A 20,999-nucleotide genomic window follows, 5' to 3' on the forward strand; every position below is an offset into this window, starting at 1 on the left:
ATTCTTAGGGGAGGTGCGCGGCGGCTGCGCCGCCGCGCACCTCCCCGTTAGCTTTTCCCCTTCTCCCCCGCGCGCGCGGGGGAGAAGGGGCAGGGGATGAGGGGGCATATTGGCAGCCGACTCCAAAATGAGAATTGCTGGCAATAGTTAGCACGGATTACAATCGGCGACGGCGGCTTTGACACGACCGGAGCGGGCGGCTATACTGGCGGCAGATTTTCTGCGCGAGGAGAGTGCATGAACGTGGAACTGGTAGCGGCGATTGCGCCGATCCATCGCCAACTGGCAATTTCGGGCATCCTGTACATGGGCGCCGCCGGGCTCATCGGAATCACTATGTGGGTGCGCCGCAAGCCGCAGGACGCGAACTACCGCGGTATCCTGAGCATTGGGTGGGTGCTCGGACTGGTGATCGGCGCACTGGGGCTGATCATGCTGCTGGCAGGCGCCAACCCGCGCGACCCGATCCACATTCTGTACGGCATCGTGACGGCGATCTCGGTGCCGGGCATGGGCGCCTGGCAAATCCAGCGAGGGCACAGCGACCTGGTCAAGCCGCGTTTCTACGCGATCACGGCGCTGTTCGTGATGGGCGTGATGATCCGCGGGATGATGACGGCATCGTAGGTACGCACCGAAAGAAAAACAACCGCCCGCCAGGGAACATGTTCCCTGGCGGGCGGTTGTTTTTTCGATTCACCTACCCATTTCGCCTAAACATCAATCGCGAGGCTTTTTCCTGGGCGCACTCCGGGATGGCGCGCGCTGTTTGCTCGAAGCCGCCCGGCGTGATTTGGCCCGCTTCTCTTCGTACTCATAGGGACCGAGGAAACGATCTCCGTTGAAATGAATGAGGTGCGACGGAGATTCGGCAACCCACACATCAGTTTCCCAAGCGATGTCCTGGAAATACTTACGCATCGTGCGATACGTTGCGAATGCAGTCACGAAAACCAATGGAGCTCGACTGGAGGCAAACAGCGCTTTCAATTCATTATGACGCTTGAGATCAATAGGGCCATGGCTGGTTACCGCTTCGATCAGGACAAGCCAGTTGCGCTGCGCGAAGTACACAATTACATCAGGCATCTTGGTGTGATCGTCGAGGACTACGCCAAGTTGAGCTAATCGCTCGTGTTCGTGCAGTTTGTGTTTTTGACTCGCATCGCCGAGATATAGCACCTCCCCGCCGGGTGTATAACGAGAGCAAAACTCCTCGATGATTTGTTTGATCAGCGAGTTGTTACGGGACATAAGTCAAAGCCTCCCATGCGAACCGATCAAAGGGGCATTACCGCAACAGGGCCTCTATTTCAAAGCGATACGGATGTCATTCACGAGTGCGGCGGTGTCGAGGTCGGCGCGGAAGTTGGAGCGCTGCAAGCCGTCACGGTCGATGACGATGACGCGCGACTGGTGGCTCAGCGCGCCCAGCGACACGCCCGGCGTAACCGCGATGAAATACGACTTCCAGACGGGCGCTAACTGCTCGCGCGCGCCGATCAGGTAGGTCAACTGGCTTTCGACGCGATGCGCCTTGAGGAACTGCGCAACCACCGGGGCGGTATCGCCGACCGGGTCGAGTGAGACGGCGACCCAGCGCACATTGGCGGCATCGCCGCCCAACTGGTCGTTGGCGGCGCGCAGGCGTTCCGCAATCAGCGGGCACTCGTCGGGGCAGTTGGCGTACAGGAAAGTCAGCACCACCGCGCGGCCCTTCTGCTCGGAGAGGCGGAAGGGCCGGCCGGCCGCGTCGGACAACGCGAAGTCCGGCGCGGGGTCTTTCTCCAGGTTCGTGCCTTGCAACTGCGGCGCGGGCGCGCAAGCGGCCACAATAAACAGGAGAAGCAATCCAAAAACCCTCCGGGTCGTGAAAACTCGAAGGGTTTGCGTTATGTGAGCTATGCGCATGGCGTGTTAGCGAATAACCGCCGCGTCGATGACCATCGCGAGGAACAGCAGCGCGAGGTAGTAGTTCGAGTACTTGTACAGCCGCCGCGCGGTCGATTTTTCGCCGTCGCGCCAGAGGCGGAACGCGAGGTACAACAGCCAGCCGCCGAGCAGCACCGCGCAGACGAGGTAGAAGTTGCCGAGCGCGAGGAAGGTGTACGGCAGGAGCGTCACGACGAACAGCAGCACCGTGTAGAGCAACGCTTGCCAGCGCGTCTCCGCGCCGCCCCAGATCGCCGGCATCATCGGCACGCGCGCGCTGCGATAGTCCTTCTCGATCAGCAGCATGAGCGCCCAGGTGTGTGGCGGCGTCCAGAGGAAGATGATCGCGAAGAGGTAGAGCGCCAGCAGGTTGATGTCGCCGGTCACGGCAGCCCAGCCGACGAGCGGCGGGATGGCGCCCGCGCCGCCGCCGACGACGATGTTCTGCGGCGTCATGTATTTCAGGGCGGTGGTGTACAGCACGGCGTAGTAGATGATCCCCGCCAGCGCCAGCAGCGCCGCGAGCCAGTTCACGAAGAAGCCGAGCAGGATCTGCGAGAGCACGCACAACACCAGCGAGAAGACCAGCGCGGAGCGCGCCGGCACGCGCCCCGAGGGGATCGGACGGCGCGCCGTGCGGTCCATTTGCTTGTCGAGGTTGCGGTCGTACCACGAGTTGAAAGCGTTGGCCCCGCCGGAGGCGCACGCGCCGCCGATGAGTGTGAAAATGAAGACCGGCCAGGGCGGCATGCCGCGCTGGGCGATCAGCATGGCCGACAGCGTCGTCATCAGCAGCAGCGCGACGATGAACGGCTTCGTCAGCAGCAGGTAGTCGCCGGCAACTGAGCGCCAGGTACGCGGGCGCGCCTCGCGCCCGAGGCGCATGGAGGTGGTCAGATCATCCGGCTCGCCGCGGGGGGCGACCGGCGGGTCAGCGGCCGGGAGCGGATGGGGAGACGGGTTGACCAAAATTGACTCCCGAACGCGCGGCGCCCGTTGCGGGTTGATCGCCCAGGCACTGCCAGGCGATGACGACCAGCACGAACATGCCGCCCCAGACGGCGGCGGCCATGAGCAGGTGCAAAGCGTTCCAGAACGGGGTAAACAGGGACAGGACATTGATCGCGCCGATGACGATCTGCCCGAAGAACAGGCCGATGGCCCACTGCACGGCGAGGCGCAGCGGCGGCAGGCTGCGGCTGGCACGCAAAGTCTGCACCAGCGTGTAGATGAGCAGGATGCCCAACGCGGCCGCGATGTAGCGATGCGAAATATTGACGAGCTGATTCACGTTTTGCGGCAACAGGCTATCGCTGCACAGCGGCCAGCCCAGGCACGCGATGTTGGACTGCGTGCCGGTGACGACGGTGCCACTGAACAGCAGGATGTACACGGCGACGGCGCTGGCGAGAATCAGGCGGCGCAGGCGCGGGTTAGACTGCGGTGCGACGCCCACCCACGGGCGGTAGACCGAGAGCACGACCAGCAGGATCGCCGACCAGATCAGCAAGGCGTTGGCCAGGTGAATGCCGACCAGCGCGGCGGGCAGGCCGAAGATGACGACCAGGCCGCCCAGCACAATCTGCACGACCAGCAGCACGGCGGCCAGCCAGGCGCTGCGCAGGATCAGCGTCTGGGCGCGGTAGCGCAGCGTCGTCCAGATCGCCAGGATGAGAATCGACGGCGCGACGAGCGTGTTGGTCAGGCGGTGCGTCCACTCGATCCAGACGCGCAGCTCGAACGGCGGGATGACGCTGCCATAGCAGAGCGGCCAGTCGGGGCAGGCGTCGCCCGAACCGGTGACGCGCACGACACCGCCGATCACGATCAGCACAAAGGTGATGACGGCGGTCCAGAGGCTGAACAGGCGGAAGGCCCGGGATGTTGGAAGCATAGCGCTATTCGTGCTAGCGGATTTCGCCCGCTTTTTCCTTTCCCTCGAACCAGACGAAAAACACGACGGTCAGCGCCCCCAGGTAAATGAAGGCGCCCGGCAGCCACATGATCAGCCCGGCGATCTGCTGGTCTTCCAGCGCCGACACATCGGCGATGCGCGGCGCGGCGGCATAGGTTTCGTACAGCACGCCCGGCGCAAAGGTGATGAACGCGCCGAGGATGGTGGGAACGATCGACAGGAAGAACAGGTACAGGATCTGCGCCGGATACGGCAGGCGCGGCAGTTCCGGGAGCGGGCTGCAGACCGGCCACCAGGCCAGTAGTGCGGTCGCCATGAAAAGCAGGTGCTCCAGGATATGGAACGGCGGCGACTTGAGCGCGCCGTCGTACAGGGCTGGCTCATGCCAGCCGGCAAACACGCCATTGAAGATGAGGTAGGCGGCGATCGCGCTGGTCAGCACGCGCAGGACGGGCAGCACCAGCGGCACGCGCAGCAGCGGGCGCAGCATCCAGCCGGGGATGGCGAGCAGCAAAGCCGGCGCCATGATCAGCGTGAGCAGCAGGTGCTGGACCATGTGCGCCATCAGCAGGTATTTATCCGAGAGCTCGTCGAGCGGCGAGAGCAGCGCAACCGCCGCCGCGCCAATCGCCACCGCGAAGAAGGCGATCCGGCGGCGCGATAGCGGCGACGATCCGGGGAAACGGTCGCGCCACTCCGTCGTAGCCAGGACGTACACGGCAATCAGGATGCCGAGACCCAGCAGAATAGTTGGTTCGAAGTTCCAGAACATAAGGCAGGGGAAATTATAAACCCGTTTGCGCTGCCGTCGAAAGTGCACGGCACGCAAACGGGTTTGTCGTTGAACGGGACGCGCGCCGGCCGGGCGCTACGTGGCCCAGTTGATGTTCAGCACGAACGTGAACGCGCCGATCAGCAGCAGCGCGCAGAGCAGGCCGGCCAGCAGCAGGTTGCGGAAGGCCGGGCTGTCGAAGCGCAGGTGCATATACACCCCGGCCACCAGCACCGCCTTGCCGGTTGCAAACAGAATCAGGGCGGGCAGCTTGAGCAGCGGCAAGCCGATGATCGCAAACAGGCCCGGCTCCAAGCCCGGAACAAACGGGATGCCGCCGATGGCGAATTCGATAAACGTCATGACGCCCAGAATCACGAAGGTCACGACATAGAGCCGGGTGCGATCCGGCGCGTTTGAATGCGGTTCCATAATCGCGTTTCCTCCCGCCTACTTCAGCAGATAGACGATCATGAAGATGACGACCCAGACGAGGTCCACGAAGTGCCAGTACAGGCCGATGATCTCGACGGCCAGCGGGAACTCCCTGGTGAAGCCCTGAACCTTGCCGCGGAAGGCGGCATACAGCAGCAGGAAGACGCCGATGGCGACGTGCATGCCGTGGAAGCCGGTCAGCACGAAGAACGAGGCGCCAAACTGGTTGGCGCTCAACGACAGGCCCTCCCGGATCAGACCGGCATACTCGTTGATCTGAACGCCGAGGAAGAGGCTGCCGAGCGCGGCGGTGGCCAGGATGAACGTGAAGAACTTGCGGCGATTGCCGCGTTCCGCGCCGTCCAGCGCCAGCACCATCGTCAGCGAGCTGCAGAGCAGGACGAGTGTGTTAACGGCGACAATGAACGCCGAGTCGGGATGGTTGAGCAGTTCATGGGCGAACGGCGGGTTGACGGTGTCCTTGCCGCGGAACGTCAGGTAGGTCGCGATCAGCGACGCGAACAGCATGACCTCGGAGCCCATGAAGGTCCACATGCCGAGCTTTTTGCTGTCCACGCCGAGACTGCCGACGGAATGGTTGGAAGGGGTGCTATTCTCCATCAAGTCCTCTCGTGTCGGGGTCGCCGGCGGCGGGATGACGCCGCCGGCAGACGCCAATCCGTTATTTGCCGGCGCTGACTTCGTTCTGCCAGTTCATGGCGGCGAACAACACGATCACTACACCCAGCAAGACGACGACCGGGTTCACCGACATGTCACCGATGGCCCAACTCTCAGCCAGATCCTTCATATACAACATGCCGGTCATGGCGACCATGACGCCGAAGGCCAGCACCATCGGCCAGATCGACGGCGATGGCAGGTGGATATGCTCGGGCGCGCCCATTTCGAGCGCCGCTCCGCTGTCGCCTTGCCCGCCGTGTTTATGGTCCCAGTACGGGCGGCGGCTGCCAACGATCGGTGTGGTGGCGAAGTTGTAGGCCGGCGGCGGCGACGAGGTCGCCCATTCGAGCGTGGCGCCATCCCACGGATCGTTGCCGGCGACTTCGCCGCTGCGCAGGCTCTTCAGCACATTGAACAGGAACAGCAGCGCGCCGGCGCCGATCAGGTATGCGCCAAACGTCTGAATCAGGTTCCAGGTGTCCCAGCCCATGTCGCCGTAATAAGTATAAATGCGGCGCGGCATGCCCAGGATGCCGAGCAGGTGCATCGGCAGGAAGGTGAGCGTGATGCCGGTAGTCCACAGCACGAAGTGCGTCTTGCCCAGCGCCTCGCTCAACAGGCGGCCGGTCATCTTCGGGAACCAGTAGTAGAAGCCGGACATGATGCCGACCAGCGCGCCGCCGACCAGCACATAGTGCAGGTGGCCGACGACGAAGTAGGTGTCGGTGATCTGGTAGTCCACCGGCGGCGAGCCGAGGAAGACGCCGCCGATACCGCCGATGACGAACATGCCGATGAAGCCGATGGCGAACAGCATGGCCGTGCTGTAGCGGATGTTGCCGCCCCAGAGCGTGCCGATCCAGTTGAAGATCTTGACGCCCGTCGGGACGCCGATCAGCATGCTGCCGAGCGAGAAGGCGGCGTTGACGATGGGCGGCATGCCGACCGCGAACATATGGTGCGCCCACACGGTGAAGCCCAGGAAGCCGATAGCGATGCCGGAATAGGCGACGAACGAGTAGCCGAAGATCGGCTTGCGCGCGAAGGTCGGCAGGACCTCGGAGATGATACCCATGGCGGGCAAGATCATGACATACACCTCGGGGTGGCCGAAGAACCAGAACAGGTGCTGCCAGAGCAGCGGATCGCCGCCCATCTTGGCGATGTAGAAGTTCGTGCCGAGGTTTCGATCGAAGAGCAGCAGGATCATTGCGATGGAGACGCTCGGCAGGGACAGGACCAGCAGGAACGAGGTGACGACCGTCATCCAGACGAACAGCGGCATGCGGTTGATCCGCATGCCCGGCGCGCGCAGGTTGAGCGCGGTGACGATGAAGTTGATCGCGCCGAGGGTGGACGAGACGCCGAGCATCTGCAGCCCGAGCACCCAGAAATCCATGCCGTGGGTGACCGAGTAGTTGCTCTCGGTCAGCGGGGCGTACGAGAACCAGCCGGCGTTCGGCGCGCCGCCCAGCAGAAACGAAGCGTACATGAACAGGCCGCCGAACAGAAACGTCCACAAGGAAAGGGCGTTCAAGCGCGGGTACGCCATGTCGCGCGCGCCGACCATGATCGGCAGGAAGTAGTTGCCGAAGCCGGCATTGAACGGCATGACGGCCATGAAGACCATGGTCGTGCCGTGCATGGTGAACAACTGATTGTACAGGTCAGGCGCAATGAGCTTGAGGTTCGACGCGCCCAACTGCGTGCGGATCAGCAGCGCCTCCAGACCTCCGACCAGCAGGAATACGAAGGAGGCGCCAAGATACATGACGCCGATCCTCTTGTGATCGACGGTCGTCATATAGTCGATGACCGTGATCAAGAAGCCGGTCAGCCCTTCCGGCTTCTTGCGGGTTCGGGGCAACGTGCCCACGTGTGCGGCCATAGTGCATTCGCTCCCTTTTGGCTAGACGTTCGCTTCCAGCGCGGCCCGCGGATGGGCGGGACCCGGCGGAAGAAGGGTTATTTCAAGCTCGTCAGATACTCGACCAGCGCGTCGATATTCGCGTCGGCGTTGCCGCCCCAGCCGGCGACGATCTGGCGCATGGTGCCGGCCATCAAATTACCGGGCTTCACATCGTCCGGATTGTGCAGCCAGCGCGACAGGTTGTCTTTCGTCAGCGGCAGGCTGCCGCCCGCGATGGTGGTGCGGCTGCCAAGGTGCGTCAGGTTCGGGCCGATCTTGCCCTCGGTGACGGCTGCAACACCGCCCGCGTTGTGACAGGCCAGACAGCCCGCAGTGGCGAACAACTGCGCGCCCTGCCTGGCCTTGTCGGTCGCCGGGGCGGCGGCGGGCTTCTTCTGATTCTCGATCCAGGCGCTGAAATCCTTGTCCACCATGACGTGGAAGCGCATGTTGGCGTGCTGCGCGCCGCAGAACTCGGCGCACTGCCCGGCAAACTCGCCCGTCTCCTTCGGCGCGACGAAGTAGAAGCGGTTCACATGGCCGGGCACCAGGTCCATCTTGCCGCCCAGTTGCGGCGCCCAGAAGCTGTGAATCACATCGACGGATTCGAGCGTGTAGTTGACGACCGCGCCGGCCGGCACGTGCATGTCGCTGCCGACGCTGACGATCTGGCCATCGGCGGTCTTGTAGTCCGGGTACTGGAACTCCCACCACCACTGGTGGCCGACGACGCGCACGTTCACCTGCGGGCCGCTGGCGGCGGCCGCCGGCACGTTGTGCACGACGGTCAGCGTCTGCAGGGTCAGGAAGAAGATGACGCCGAGGATGACGGCCGGGATGATGGTCCAGCCGATCTCGAGCGACGTGTTGCCGTGCAACTGCTCCGGCACACCCCAGGAGTGATCGCGCGAGCGGAAGCGGAAGACCGAATAGAAAAGCAGCGCCTCGACGATGAAGAAGACCACCACCGCCGTCCAGAAGATCGGCTCGAACAGGTTGAAGATCGCCGTGGCATTGCTTGTCTTCGGCGCCAGCGTCGTCTGCGGGATTTCGGGTATGCAGGCGGATAGTGACAGCAAACCGCCTGCCAGAAGTGCGGCAGGCTTCAGAAAGTTGAGTCGGCGAAAAGGCATGTCCCCCCTCCGTGCACCTATCGCTGTAGTGCGGTTAGTAATTTGGAATGCGCGGAATTATACACCAATTCGGATTGCGCGCAAGAAACAGAGCGCGCAGACGGCAATTCTCATTTTGGAGTCGGCCGCCATTGTGCCCCCTCTCATCCCCTGGCCCCTGCTCCCCCGCGCGCGCGGGGGAGCAGGGGAAAAGCTAACGGGGAGGTGCGCGGCGGCGTAGCCGCCGCGCACCTCCCCTAAGAATCTCGCCCCCTCCCAACAAAGTTGGGAGGGGGTCGGGGGGAGGGCAACGCCGCTTACTTGTCGAGCGCGCTTGCGTGACAAGCACCAGGGGGCCAGTTCATAGCAAGCCGGCATTGGGAAATACGCGTCCAAAGGCAAATTGCGAATTGCTGCCGTCGCTCGCGCTAATTTGTTGGTGCGGCGGCATTCTGCTATACTATTTAACGCAACTGCGGGCGTGGTGTAGCGGCCTAACATGCAGCCCTGTCAAGGCTGAGATCGCGGGTTCGAATCCCGTCGCTCGCGCCAGAATGTGCAACGCCGTCCTGAAAAGGGCGGCGATTGCTTTTTAGTACTTCAGTAGGGCTCGCGCCGCCTCGGCGATCTTCTGCCGGTTGGGGCGGTAGGCATCCTCCAGCGGCGGTGTGTAGGGCACGGGCGTATCTGGCGCGGCCAGGCGTGTGATCGGGCCGTCGAGGCTTTCGAAGGCGTGCTGGCTGATCAGCGCGGCCACCTCGCCGCCGATGCCGCCGGTCAAGTTGGCCTCATGCACGATGAGCGCCTTGCCGGTGCGCCGCACGCTCTCGAGTACGGCCTCGGTGTCGAGCGGCTTGAGTGTGCGCAGGTCGAGCACCTCGACATTCCAGTCCTCCGCTGCGAGCGTGTCGGACGCGGCCAGTGCTTCGGAGACCATCGCGCCGTAGGTGATGATGCTCAAATCCGCGCCGCGGCGCACGATGGCCGCGCTGCCGAGTGGCACGAGACCATCCTCGCCGTCCGGCACGGGGCCGCGCAACGAGCGGTACAAGAACTTGTACTCAAAGAAGATGACCGGGTTCGGGTCGCGGATCGCGCTGATGAGCAGACCGCGCGCATCGGCCGGTGTCGCTGCCGCGACGACCTTCAAGCCGGGCACGTGTGCGAACCACGCTTCCGGGTTCTGTGAGTGGAACGGCCCGCCGCGCAGGCCGCCGCCGCTTGGCGCGCGGATGACGATCGGCACGGCCGAGCCCCAGCGGTAGTGGTTCGTGGCGGCGAACTGCACGATCGTGTCGAAGCCGGTCGAGATGAAGTCGGCAAACTGCATTTCGACCACCGGCCGCAATCCCATGAACGCCATCCCGACCGCCGCGCCAATCAGGCAGGCCTCCGACATCGGCGTGTCGATCACGCGCTCGCCGCCGAACTCCTCAAATAACCCTTGAGTCAGCTTAAACGCGCCGCCATAGATGCCGACGTCCTCGCCGATGACCAGCACGCGCGGGTCGCGCCGCATCTCGTACTGCAGCGCGTCGCGCACGGCCTCGAGGTACGTCATTTCGCGCGCCACGCCGGTCGCATGCAGCGTGGTGACGGACTTGTGTATCCCCTGATCCCAGGTCATGCCACGCCTCCGCCGGCGCTGTCGGCGTAAACGCCAAAACGCAGCGTGGCCGGGTCCGGGTAGGGCGCCTGGTCGGCGAAGGCGAGCGCGTCGTCAATATCGGTTTCGATCTGGCCGATCATCTCCTCCAGCGCGCCCTCGTCAAGCTGTCCGCGCGCGCGCATCTGCTCCTCGAAGCGAATGATGGGGTCGCGCGCCTGCCATTCGGCGATCAACTCCGGCGGCACGTACGCCATATTGTCGTGGATCGCGTGCCCGCGCATACGCATCGTCTTGCACTCGATCAGCGTCGGGCCGCCGCCGGCGCGGGCGCGCTCGACCGCCTCGCTGGCGGCGGTGAACACGGCGAAGAAGTCGTTGCCGTCCACGATCAGGCCGGGGATGCCGTACCCGTCCGCTCGCCGCGCGAGGTCGGGCACGCGCGTCTGCCGCGCCAGCGGCGTTGAGTAGGCGTACTGGTTGTTCTCGACGATGAACACGATCGGCAGTTGGAAGACGCCCGCCCAGTTTAACGTCTCGTGCGCCAGCCCTTCGCTCGCGCTGCCGTCGCCGACGAATGTCATCGCGACGCGCGGCTCGCGCTTGAGCTTGAAGGCATGCGCGATGCCGGCCGCGACCGGCAGCGATTGCGGTAGGTGGCTCACAAAGCCGACGATGCCGATCGACAGATCGCCGAGGCCGTGCATGTTCGCGTCGCGTCCGCCGCTCGGGCCGGCGGCGCGGCCGTAGTACTGCGCGGCAACCCGGCGGGGCGTCAGACCGCGCACGAAGTACGCGCCGACATCGCGGTGCATCGGTGCGATGATATCGGCGGAGCCAAGCGCCAGCGATGCGCCGACGCTGATCGCCTCGTGGCCGAGTTGCGAGAAATAGCCGCCCGCGATCTTACCCTGTTTGTACATGGTGATGCAGCGGTCGTCGAAGGCGCGCGCGAAGCGCATCCAGTAGTGCGCTCGGCGCAGAACTTCAGGTGTGGGATCCATTTGCGATGCTCCATGATGGCTCAGACGGGATATAACGTCATCTTATCGCAGATTGGGCCAATCGCGCAAGGGCCATAGACCCGACCAGCAATCCCCGTTAGCTTTTCCCCTGCTCCCCCGCGCGCGCGGGGGAGCAGGGGCCAGGGGATGAGGGGGCATACTGGCGGCCGACTCCAAAATGAGAATTGCTGAGACCCGACCCGAAGGGTTTGGCGTCGATCCCCAACACGCGATGGGTCTCCGTCAAAACCCTTCGGGTCTGACTAGATGAACGTGGTATAATCGCGCTGAAAATCCTCTGTGGAACGTGAGCCGTATGAAAGTGCAGATTTATAGCCTCAAAGCGCCGGACGATGCGCGGTTGTGCGCCGAGGAAGGCGCGAACTTCATTGGGGTGGCGACCGGCAATCGCGGCCGCCTGCCGTCGGAGTTGAGCTTCGCCGACTGTCGGGCGATCTTTGACGCGCTGCCGCCTGCCGCCAATGTGATGCGCAACGCCATGACGCTGGCCGCCGATGTGGCCGAGGTCGCTGAGACCGTGCAGGCCGTCAAACCGGACGTGCTGCACCTGTCCGGCGATATCGAAGAGCTGACGCCCGCATTGGTCGGCGAAATCCGCCGGGCGATTTCGCCGGTCAAGGTGCTGCTGGCGATACCCGTCACTGGCTCGGAGGCGGTCGCGCTGGCGCTGGCCTTTCAACCGGCCAGCGACATGTACATCCTCGATACCAAGGTTTCCAGTGTGCTGGGCGTCGGCGCGACGGGCGTCGTGCACGACTGGCGCGTTAGCGCGGAGATTGTGCGCCGGGTCAACGTGCCGGTTATCCTCGCGGGCGGGCTGAGTCCGCAGAACATCGCCGAGGCGATCCGGGTGGTCCGGCCGTGGGGCGTCGACTCGTTCACGCACACCAACATCCCCGGCAGCAAGCGTAAAGATCGCGAGCGCGTTCGCGCGTTTGCCGCCGCCGCCAACGCCGCCTGGTGATGGCAATGGGTAAGCCGGTGCTGTTGGTCGGTGACGCCAATGCCGACCTGATCGTGCAGCTTCCGCCCCAACCCGGCAATCGCGGCCCCGTGACGCCGCCGGAACTGCGCCTGGGCGGCACCGTCGCGAACACCGCGGTCGCGCTGTCCGCGCTGGGGGTGCCCGCGCAGTTCGCGGGCGCATTGGGCGATGACGGCTACGGGCGTTTCGTATCGCACGCCCTGACAACGCGCGGCGTGGATGCCTCGCGGGTCGTGTTCACAGGCGAGGCGTTTACGACCGTAGTCCTGGTCATTGTTGAGCGCACCGGTGAGCGCACGCTGTTCGGCTGGCCGCGCCGCGGCGGCGCGCATGGGCGCTTGCCTGCGAGTGCGCTCGATGCGGCACTGGTCGGCAGCGCGGCCTGGCTGCACTCGACCGGTATGTGCTTCACTGAGCCGCAGACGCGCGAAACGATCATTGGCGCGATGACGCAGGCCCGCGCGGCCGGCGTGCCCGTCTCGCTTGACTTGAACCTGCGGATCGGATTCCGGGATGGCCAGTTTGAGGACGGCTTCCTCGACGCGTTGGAGCGCGCTGTTGCGCAATCCGATTATGTGCTCGGCTCGGCGGTCGACGAGATCGCGTACCTGCGTACCGGCGCGGATGATGTAGCGCGCGCACGGGCACTGGCTGGTGAACGGCGCACGGTCATCTCGCGGCGCGGCGCGGAGGGCGCGACGGCGGTCTCGGCCAACGACGTGTGGCATGCGTCGCCGCCGGCCGTGCGGGTACTCAACAGCGTTGGGGCGGGCGACGCGTTCGATGCCGGATTCATCGCCGCGCTGGTCGAGGGTCAATCGCTGTCGGATGCGCTACGCTGGGGCAACGCGGCGGCGGCGCTCAAGATCAGCAGCGCGGAAGGAATGCCCCCGACGCGCGCCGAACTGCTGGCGTTGCTGGCGAGCGGGACTGCGGAGGCGAGGGCATGAGCGGCGACTTTCTCAAAGGCATCTACAACATCACACCGACGCCGTTTCATGCGGATGGCTTGCTCGATCTCGAAAGCCTGAGCCGCCTGACCGAGTTCACGATCGGCGCGGGCGTCCACGGCATGACGATCCTCGGCGTGTTGGGCGAGGCGACCAAACTCACGGAGGGCGAGCGCGACCAGGTGATCGCCACCGTGATCGAGACGGCGAATGCGCGCATTCCGATCTGCGTGGGCACATCGCACGCGGCGACCGACGGCTGCATCGCGTACAGTAAGCGAGCCGAGGAATTGGGTGCGCAGGCGGTCATGATCGAGCCGCCGCGCCTGACGCGGCCCAACAACGAAGCGGTGCGGCGGCATTACCTGAGCGTGTCCGGCGCAATCGAACTGCCGATCGTCGTTCAGGATTACCCGCCGACCAGCGGCGTGCACATGAGCGCCGACTTCATCGCCGGGCTGGCCGCCGAAAGCCCGGCCTGCCGCTGGCTCAAGCTCGAAGACGAGCCGACGCCGCGCAAGGTCGGCCAGGTGCTGGCCGCCAACCCGGATGTGCGGATCTTCGGCGGGCTTGGCGCGCTGATGTTTCTGGAGGAGCTGCGCCACGGCGCGATCGGCACCATGACCGGCTTTGCCTTCCCGGAGATTCTGGTGGACATTTACAACCGCTGGGCGGGCGGCGACCGCAACGGGGCGGCGGACGTATTCTATCGCGCGTGCGCACTAATTCGCTTCGAGAGCCAGGCGTTGATCAACCTGCCGCTGCGCAAAGAGATCTACCGGCGGCGTGGCGCCATCGCCGAGGCGACGGTGCGCCAACCGGCGGCGGTCGTGGACGCCGGGACGTTGGACGACCTCACGCAGTTGCTGGACTGGCTCGGCATGAGCGGCCGGATAATGCGCAGCTAGACGAACGAGCTTCTCCCTTCCACGGCGGGGCGAACTTCGAGCCTGCCGGTGTCGGGCGCAACACACGGCGCTTGCGGTGTGGTGAACGGAACAACGACCATGAAAACGCAGCCCGCCTGGCACTATTTGATCGTTGTCTGCATGATTGCCTTTATCGGTGTCTGTGGGATTACCTGGTTGATGGACCCACATCGACCGTTTGCGCCCGACCCAACACCGACGGCAACATTTACGGTGACGCCTACGCCCACGAGAACCGGCACGCCAACCGCCACCGTCACGCGCACCCCAACGCCGACGCGCACCCCGACCGCCACACCGACCAGTACCGTGACACCCACTCCGTTGCTTACGCGTCACCTGGACACGGGCACATTTCTGAAAGATACCGGTCGAACAGGCAAGAGCGAACTAACTATCGAGAATGGCCAGCAATTGGACGCCGTGGCCGCGCTCACTGAGTACGGGCAATCGGCGCCGGTTGTCGCCGTTTACCTGCGCGCGTCGGGTTCTTTCACAATCAAGAATATCCGTGGCGGCACATATCAGCTCTATTTTGTACTTGGCGAAGATTGGGACGGCGACGCGGCCGCCTTCACGCGAACGGCCCGGTACTATCGGTTTGACGATCTGTTCTCGTTTTATTTCCAGTCGTATCGCGTGACACTGTACGGTGTGGCGGGCGGCACTGCCGCCACCCAGTCCGTCGATCCGAGCCGCTTCCCGCCCCTGCGATAGTCGCGCGAATTGGCGCCGAGCCGTTAGATGTTCGATTGGTGGAACGCGGCGCAGCCCGCCTCGGGCGGAGGTTGCGCCGCGTGGCATCGATTTGTGCGCGTTACTTGTACGTAGCGAGTGTCTCGTAAAGTAACTTGAAGAAGCGCGGCGCATCGGCCTTCATGCCGACCTGCGCGTTGGGCGGCTCGCCGCGCAGCGGCGTTGCACTTTGCGGAAAGCCGAATGCGCTGCCCCGCAGGTGCCGCATGTCGCTCACGGTCATCCCGTATGTCCGCTCGCCGCGCAACTCGATCCCGACGTGCATATCGTAGTACTCGAACAGCGTGGGGTCGATCACGCCGGCGACGGCGACCGGGTCGTGCAGTGCGCCGCTGTGTGTGCCGAGTTTGCGTTTCTGTGCATCGGCGAAGAAGTCGAGCAGCTCGGCCACGAAGATGGCCGGCCTGTTGCCGATGGCACGGCATTTGGCGATTACGTCCTCGGTAGCGACCACCTGCAGCGTCAGGTTCAGCCCGTGCATTTTGATCGGCACGCCGCTGCCGAAGACGATGTGCGCCGCCTCCGGGTCGTACCAGATGTTGAACTCGGCGGCCACACTGCGATTGCCGTGTGTCGCCGAGCCGCCCATGATGCTGATCTCTTGCAGGCGCGACGCGATGCGCGGCTCCTTGCGCAGGGCGACGGCGATGTTGGTCAGTGGTCCGGTGGGAATCAGCGTGACGCCGTCGTTGGCCATGACGGTGTCGATGATGAAGTCCACCGCATGACCGGCCTTCGCCTTCGTCACCGGTGCCGGCAGTACCGGGCCGTCCATGCCGGTCAGGCCATGGACATCAGGCGCGTGCGACGCCGCCTTGACCAGCGGACGGCCAATGCCGGGCACGACGGGAATATCCGTCCGCCCGATGACTTCGACGATCTTGAGCGCGTTGACAGTGACCTTTTCGAGGGTCTGGTTGCCGCCGACGCAGGTGATGCCGAGGATGTCCAGATGCGGCGCGCCCAGCACGATCCCGATGGCGTCGTCGTGCCCGGGATCGCAATCGATGATTACCTTGTGTTTGACCATACCGTTCTCTCCTGTGGGTGACAAGTAATGTGCCGATGCGGCTCCTATGGTACTCCATAATCGCGTCGCCACGCAACTGGCGCGGCCGCGCCCGGAAAGGATCGAAGCATGTTCGACGTATTGATTCGCAACGGCATGATCTATGATGGCGACGGCGGTGCGCCGTGTACTGGCGACATCGCCCTGAACGGCGACGTGATTGCTGCAGTGGGTGCGCTGGGCGGCGCACGCGGCGTCATTGAAGTCGACGCCAGGGGACTGGCCGTCGCGCCGGGCTTCATCAATGTGATGAGCCACGCGGAGCAGTCATTGATCGCGGACGGACGCTCGCAGAGCGACATCCGGCAGGGTGTCACGCTCGAAGTGCTTGGCGAGTCGTGGGTCGGCCCGCTGAACGATCGCCTCAAGCGTGAGTGGGTCGAGCGGCAGGGTGATATCAAATTCGACATCGCGTGGTCGACGCTGGGCGGCTATCTCGAGTGGCTGGTTGAGCACGGCATAGCGTGCAATGTAGCGTCGTTCGTGCCGCTGCTGACACTGCGGCCGTACGTGCTCGGCTACGAGAACCGCCCGCCGACGCCGGACGAGCTCAGGCAACTTGAGTACCTGGTTCGGCAAGCGATGGACGAAGGCGCGCTCGGCCTGGCGACCGCATTGATCTACCCGCCCGACTGCTACGCGCAGACTGCGGAGCTGGTGGCGCTGGCGCGGGCAGCGGCCGCGTGCGGCGGCATGTATATCTCGCACATCCGCAGCGAGGGGAACGCCTGGCTCGAAGCGGTGGATGAGTTGATCGGCATTGCGCGCGCGGCCGATATTCCCGCCGAGATCTACCACCTCAAGGCGGCCAGCACCGCCAACTGGCACAAGTTGGAGCCGGTCATCGCCAAAGTGGAGGCGGCGCGCGCATCGGGCGCGCGCATCACCGCCGACATGTACACTTACACAGCCGGTTCGACCGGGCTAAGCGCGGCGTTCCCGCCGTGGGCACACGAAGGCGGGCACCAAGCATTGGTGGCGCGGTTGCAGGATCCGGCTGCGCGGGCGCGCATTAAGGCCGAAATGTCGACGCCGAGCAACGCCTGGGAGAATCTCTACCTCGCGGCCGGCGCAGACGGCACGCTGCTCGTCGCATTCAAGAACGATGCGCTCAAGCACCTGACCGGCCGGACGCTGGCGCAGGTTGCGCGCGAGCGTGGACAGTCGCCCGAGGATGCTGCGATGGATCTGGTCGTCGCCGACGACAGTCGGATCGGCACGGTCTACTTCATGATGAGCGAGGACAACATCCGCCGCCAGATCGCGCTCCCGTGGGTGTCGTTCGGCTCCGATTCGGCGTCGGTCTCAGCGGAAGGCATCTTCATGAAGTCGAACCCGCACCCGCGCACCTACGGCAACTTTGCGCGCCTGCTGGGCAAATATGTGCGTGATGAGAAGGTTATTTCGCTGACGGAAGCGGTGCGGCGGCTTACGTCATATCCCGCCGAGACGTACCGGCTGGGCAAGCGCGGCGCGCTGCGTGACGGCTATGCCGCCGACGTGGTTGTCTTCGATCCGGCGACGGTTGCCGACCACGCCACATATGACAATCCGCATCAGTACGCCACGGGCGTGAACCATGTTTTTGTCAATGGCGTGGCAGTCATCAAGAACGGCGAGCACACCGGCGCCACGCCGGGCCGCGTCGTCCGCCGCAGTTGAGGGGGAGACCGTCATGACACGCAAAGGGGCGCAGGCGCTGGTCAGGGCGATGCAGGCCGCAAATGTGTCGCATCTGTTCTCGCTATCCGGCAATCAGATCATGTCAGTATACGACGCGCTGATCGGGTCCGGCATCCGCGTCATCCACACGCGACACGAGGCCGCGGCGGTGCACATGGCCGATGCGTGGGGTCGGCTGACCGATCAGCCGGGTGTGGTGCTGCTGACGGCGGGACCGGGGCACCTGAACTCGGTGAGCGCGCTCTACGCCGCACACATGGCCGAGTCTCCGCTCGTTGCGCTCAGCGGCCACAGTGCGCTGGCGCAGGCCGGGCGCGGCGCGTTTCAGGAGGTCGATCAGGTCGCGGTGGTCGCCCCGGTCTGCAAAGCCGCGTGGCGTGTTGACAACCCGGCGGCGCTGGCTGGCGACTTTGCGCGGGCGATGGAGATAGCCGCATCAGGCCGCCCCGGCCCGGTGCACCTCAGCTTGCCGGTCGATGTGCTGGAGGCCGTCGTTCCGGCGCTACAACCCCCCGCAGTCAAACTGGCGCCGCACCCAACCGATGACACCCAACTAGCGGGCATGCTTGACGCGTTGCTGGGAGCCGTCCGCCCGCTGATCGTGGCTGGTCCGGCGATGAGCCGTGGCGTGCGCTGGCGCGACGTGATGCGGCTCTCGGACGTGACGGGCGTGCCGGCTCTGGCGTGCGAGAGTCCGCGCGGCATGAACGACCCGTGGCTGCACGGCGCCGCCGCGTTAATGGCCGAGGCAGATGTTGTCCTGCTGCTTGGCAAGCCGCTCGACTTTTCTCTCAAGTGGGGCAAGCCCCCGGCGTTCAATGGCAAGTTCATGCAGATCGACCCGGATGCGGGACATTTGCGGCAAGCGGCCGTACCACTCAGCGTGGCGATGGATCCGCAATGGGCGGTCGAGCGGCTGAGTGCGCTGGCCGAATCGCGCGCGTCGTTCCATCACGAGTGGCTGATCGCCGTCGAAACGGCGCGGCTTTCGACCCTGGACGAATGGGCGCTTTGGCGCGAATCCGATGCGCGGCCGATCCACCCGCTGCGCCTGTGCGCCGCTGTGCAGCCGCACCTCGACGCCGGCGCCATACTGATCGCCGACGGCGGCGAGTTCGGGCAGTGGGCGCAGGGTGGACTCGAAGCGACGACGCGCCTGATCAATGGTCCGGCCGGCGGTATCGGCGCGGCGGTGCCGATGGCGATTGGCGCGAAGCTGGCCGACTCTTCTCGCACGGTCTTCGCCATTTCGGGCGACGGCGCGTTCGGTTATCACCTGGCTGAGTTCGAGACGGCGGTTCGCAATCGTATTCCGTTCGTGGCGATCGTCGGCAACGACGCGCGCTGGAACGCGGAACATCAGATTCAAATCCAGACCTACGGCGCAGACCGCACCTTTGGCTGCGAACTGATGCTGGCGCGCTACGACCGTGTCGTCGCGGCATTGGGTGGTTTCGGGGCGTATGTCGAGGATCCGGCTGACCTGGCGGCGGCCATCGCGCAAGCGGTGCACTCCGGACTGCCGTCGTGTGTCAACCTCGCTATCGACGGCTTGCCGGCGCCGTTTCCGCACGCGTAGGCCGGACGGCTAATGTCGCTCGCATGTTGCGGCTCAGGTGTCAATGCGCGCGTAATAAGCTTCACCGGCGCACGGGCGGCAGAGTGTCAGGCCGGCTTGCTCAACATGACGGCCATTGATTACATCCTCGCCGCAGCGCGCGCACTGTACGCGCAAACCGGGCTCGCTGAGAATCGCCTGAAGCGAGACCGTCAGTTGCACGTCCACCACATCCAGCAGTTCCTCCGCCGGCATTGTTTGATATGCATCGAGCTGCGCATGCCATGCGTCGAGCGCGCCCGGCGCATAAGCCCAGGCGCGCTGGCGTGACTCGATTGTGGGACAGATACGTATCGCCCGGCCGTTGAGCGTATCCACAAACGTCGCGGCGACCTTGCCGTAGTCCATGTGCCGAATCGTGCGATGACCGGCGGCGCAGCCTGTCGCCACGACGATCCCATCGGTGAAACAGCCATCGGTCTCGACGAACGCGAACAGCCGCTTGTCAAGATGTGGCAGGGTAATGCCGAGCAAGTCGCCGGCGTGCAGCCCGGCGCGTACTCCGAGCACCTGCTTGGGGCAGAGGTGTTGGTGGATGCTCGTCAGAGCAGCCTTATACGGGCCGAAGTCTATCGTCATTGTCGCTGTCGTCATTTGCACGCTGCCGGGGGCGGTCCGAAGATCTGCCGGGCGCCAAAACCCGATATATAGACCCAGAGCGTTTGATCTGCGGCCACATCAGCCGTCAGGTGGTTACCGGTGTTGGACGTATCAAACTCATAATGGCCGGGTGACACCGGTATGCGCACGATCCCCGGTCCGGCTGCCCTGGCGGCGGGCAGCGGGCTGGTGTATTCCATACCCTTTGTGGCGATCAGGTTACTGTCCATCATGCCGTTCACCACAATGAGCAACCCGCGGCCGGGTTCCGGTCTGGCGTACCATGTGGGACATGGCGTGGTGGCGGGTGGCAGAGGAGGCACATAGCCATCGCAGCCGGCCGGCACTGGCATGGCGCTTGCGACGACATCCAGCAGCCGGCGGGGGTTCATGCGCGACACGGAAGCAACGACAAACCGTCCAGCCGCGATTTCGGCCCGGATCCGGCCCTCACCGTTACTGGCGCGGCTGGCAAATTCATACGAGCCTGGCGCCAGCGGTATGGCCAACACTCCCGGCTCTCCGTCTTTCAGCGCGGGTATCCGTCCTGTGAAATTCGTTGCTTCAACGCCGGCAACCTCCGCTGTTTCGTTGAGAAAGTTTTCCACTACCAGAACACCGAAGCCGGACTGCGGCGGCACGTACCATGCCGGGCACTGCGCCGGCGGTGGCGGTGGTTGCGGCACATAGCCGGGGCAGCCGGCCGGTGGCGACAACGGGTACACAAATTCATCAAATCGGCCGCTGCGATATATGGGCGATACGAGCGAGTCGCCCGCCTTCACTGCGGTCCAGATGCGCCCTGAGAACTCGACGTACTGACCAACGCTCACCTGCCTCTTGCCGCTGTAACCAAAGACATAGCGCCCCGGATCGAGCGTTAGCACAAATCGTCCGGGTTCGTCGCCGACCTTTCCCTCCAACTGTCGTGACCAACTGGTATTGGGCCCTTCGGCATCGATTGTGGTACTCGATCCCAGGTGGTTCTCGATGACCAGCAACCCCTTGCTGGGCGCGGG

General features: G+C 64.5%; 21 protein-coding genes and 1 tRNA gene. 8 read left to right on the plus strand and 14 right to left on the minus strand.

Going from position 1 to position 20,999, the window contains the following annotated elements; all coding sequences use genetic code 11:
* The first annotated feature begins 237 nt into the window (after positions 1–237).
* Positions 238–627: a hypothetical protein gene (locus HZB53_12910; protein MBI5878542.1), complete on the plus strand. Its 390-nt coding sequence runs from the start codon at positions 238–240 to the stop codon at positions 625–627.
* 93 nt (positions 628–720) lie between these two features.
* On the opposite strand, the gene HZB53_12915 is transcribed toward HZB53_12910, so the two are convergent.
* From HZB53_12915 to coxB, 9 genes are all read right to left on the minus strand, one after another.
* On the minus strand, positions 721–1,254 hold the full coding sequence (locus HZB53_12915; GenBank protein MBI5878543.1) for a deoxyribonuclease: 534 nt from the start codon (positions 1,252–1,254) through the stop codon (positions 721–723).
* A 54-nt stretch (positions 1,255–1,308) separates the two neighbouring features.
* On the minus strand, positions 1,309–1,851 hold the full coding sequence (locus HZB53_12920) for an SCO family protein (GenBank protein MBI5878544.1): 543 nt from the start codon (positions 1,849–1,851) through the stop codon (positions 1,309–1,311).
* 66 nt (positions 1,852–1,917) lie between these two features.
* Positions 1,918–2,817 (minus strand): protoheme IX farnesyltransferase, encoded by a 900-nt coding sequence (locus tag HZB53_12925; GenBank protein MBI5878545.1) that lies wholly within the window; start codon positions 2,815–2,817, stop codon positions 1,918–1,920.
* A gap of 46 nt (positions 2,818–2,863) precedes the next feature.
* The gene (locus HZB53_12930) at positions 2,864–3,826 is read right to left on the minus strand and encodes a heme A synthase (GenBank protein MBI5878546.1); all 963 of its coding nucleotides are present in this window, start codon (positions 3,824–3,826) and stop codon (positions 2,864–2,866) included.
* Between the two features lie 13 nt (positions 3,827–3,839).
* Positions 3,840–4,619: a cytochrome c oxidase assembly protein gene (locus HZB53_12935; GenBank protein ID MBI5878547.1), complete on the minus strand. Its 780-nt coding sequence runs from the start codon at positions 4,617–4,619 to the stop codon at positions 3,840–3,842.
* 96 nt (positions 4,620–4,715) lie between these two features.
* Positions 4,716–5,051, minus strand: a complete 336-nt coding sequence (locus HZB53_12940; GenBank protein MBI5878548.1) for a cytochrome C oxidase subunit IV family protein — start codon at positions 5,049–5,051, stop codon at positions 4,716–4,718.
* Positions 5,052–5,069: 18 nt separating this feature from the next.
* Positions 5,070–5,675: a heme-copper oxidase subunit III gene (locus HZB53_12945; GenBank protein ID MBI5878549.1), complete on the minus strand. Its 606-nt coding sequence runs from the start codon at positions 5,673–5,675 to the stop codon at positions 5,070–5,072.
* A 61-nt stretch (positions 5,676–5,736) separates the two neighbouring features.
* Positions 5,737–7,626 (minus strand): cytochrome c oxidase subunit I, encoded by a 1,890-nt coding sequence (gene ctaD / locus HZB53_12950; GenBank protein MBI5878550.1) that lies wholly within the window; start codon positions 7,624–7,626, stop codon positions 5,737–5,739.
* A gap of 77 nt (positions 7,627–7,703) precedes the next feature.
* Complete coding sequence (coxB, locus tag HZB53_12955) at positions 7,704–8,780, minus strand: cytochrome c oxidase subunit II (GenBank protein MBI5878551.1); 1,077 nt, start codon at positions 8,778–8,780, stop codon at positions 7,704–7,706.
* A 454-nt stretch (positions 8,781–9,234) separates the two neighbouring features.
* On the opposite strand from coxB, the gene HZB53_12960 reads away from it, so the two are divergent.
* Positions 9,235–9,311, plus strand: a tRNA-Asp gene (locus HZB53_12960).
* A 40-nt stretch (positions 9,312–9,351) separates the two neighbouring features.
* Here HZB53_12960 and HZB53_12965 read toward each other — a convergent pair.
* Positions 9,352–10,386, minus strand: coding sequence for an alpha-ketoacid dehydrogenase subunit beta (locus HZB53_12965; protein MBI5878552.1), 1,035 nt, complete (start codon positions 10,384–10,386; stop codon positions 9,352–9,354).
* The gene (locus HZB53_12970; GenBank protein MBI5878553.1) at positions 10,383–11,369 is read right to left on the minus strand and encodes a thiamine pyrophosphate-dependent dehydrogenase E1 component subunit alpha; all 987 of its coding nucleotides are present in this window, start codon (positions 11,367–11,369) and stop codon (positions 10,383–10,385) included. The genes HZB53_12965 and HZB53_12970 overlap by 4 nt, the downstream gene beginning before the upstream one ends.
* Positions 11,370–11,685: 316 nt before the next feature.
* Between HZB53_12970 and HZB53_12975 the strand changes: the two genes are divergently transcribed.
* The 4 genes from HZB53_12975 to HZB53_12990 all read left to right on the plus strand — a co-directional run bounded on the left by HZB53_12975 (position 11,686) and on the right by HZB53_12990 (position 14,971).
* Positions 11,686–12,354, plus strand: a complete 669-nt coding sequence (locus HZB53_12975; GenBank protein ID MBI5878554.1) for a phosphoribosylanthranilate isomerase — start codon at positions 11,686–11,688, stop codon at positions 12,352–12,354.
* A gap of 5 nt (positions 12,355–12,359) precedes the next feature.
* Positions 12,360–13,325: a sugar kinase gene (locus HZB53_12980; GenBank protein ID MBI5878555.1), complete on the plus strand. Its 966-nt coding sequence runs from the start codon at positions 12,360–12,362 to the stop codon at positions 13,323–13,325.
* Positions 13,322–14,233 (plus strand): dihydrodipicolinate synthase family protein, encoded by a 912-nt coding sequence (locus HZB53_12985; protein ID MBI5878556.1) that lies wholly within the window; start codon positions 13,322–13,324, stop codon positions 14,231–14,233. Before HZB53_12980 ends, HZB53_12985 begins: the two co-directional genes overlap by 4 nt.
* Positions 14,234–14,413: 180 nt before the next feature.
* Positions 14,414–14,971, plus strand: a complete 558-nt coding sequence (locus HZB53_12990) for a hypothetical protein (GenBank protein ID MBI5878557.1) — start codon at positions 14,414–14,416, stop codon at positions 14,969–14,971.
* 100 nt (positions 14,972–15,071) lie between these two features.
* On the opposite strand, the gene HZB53_12995 is transcribed toward HZB53_12990, so the two are convergent.
* The gene (locus tag HZB53_12995) at positions 15,072–16,040 is read right to left on the minus strand and encodes a nucleoside hydrolase (protein MBI5878558.1); all 969 of its coding nucleotides are present in this window, start codon (positions 16,038–16,040) and stop codon (positions 15,072–15,074) included.
* Between the two features lie 108 nt (positions 16,041–16,148).
* Between HZB53_12995 and HZB53_13000 the strand changes: the two genes are divergently transcribed.
* Complete coding sequence (locus tag HZB53_13000; GenBank protein MBI5878559.1) at positions 16,149–17,741, plus strand: amidohydrolase family protein; 1,593 nt, start codon at positions 16,149–16,151, stop codon at positions 17,739–17,741.
* Positions 17,742–17,754: 13 nt separating this feature from the next.
* The gene (locus HZB53_13005; GenBank protein ID MBI5878560.1) at positions 17,755–19,341 is read left to right on the plus strand and encodes a thiamine pyrophosphate-binding protein; all 1,587 of its coding nucleotides are present in this window, start codon (positions 17,755–17,757) and stop codon (positions 19,339–19,341) included.
* 33 nt (positions 19,342–19,374) lie between these two features.
* Here HZB53_13005 and HZB53_13010 read toward each other — a convergent pair whose 3' ends face one another.
* Complete coding sequence (locus HZB53_13010; GenBank protein MBI5878561.1) at positions 19,375–19,974, minus strand: TraR/DksA C4-type zinc finger protein; 600 nt, start codon at positions 19,972–19,974, stop codon at positions 19,375–19,377.
* A complete protein-coding gene (locus tag HZB53_13015) occupies positions 19,971–20,981 on the minus strand; it encodes a hypothetical protein (protein MBI5878562.1) in 1,011 nt (336 codons plus the stop codon). The genes HZB53_13010 and HZB53_13015 overlap by 4 nt, the downstream gene beginning before the upstream one ends.
* Positions 20,982–20,999: the final 18 nt, after the last annotated feature.

Source organism: Chloroflexota bacterium (assembly GCA_016235055.1).
Taxonomy (GTDB): Bacteria; Chloroflexota; Anaerolineae; order JACRMK01; family JACRMK01; genus JACRMK01.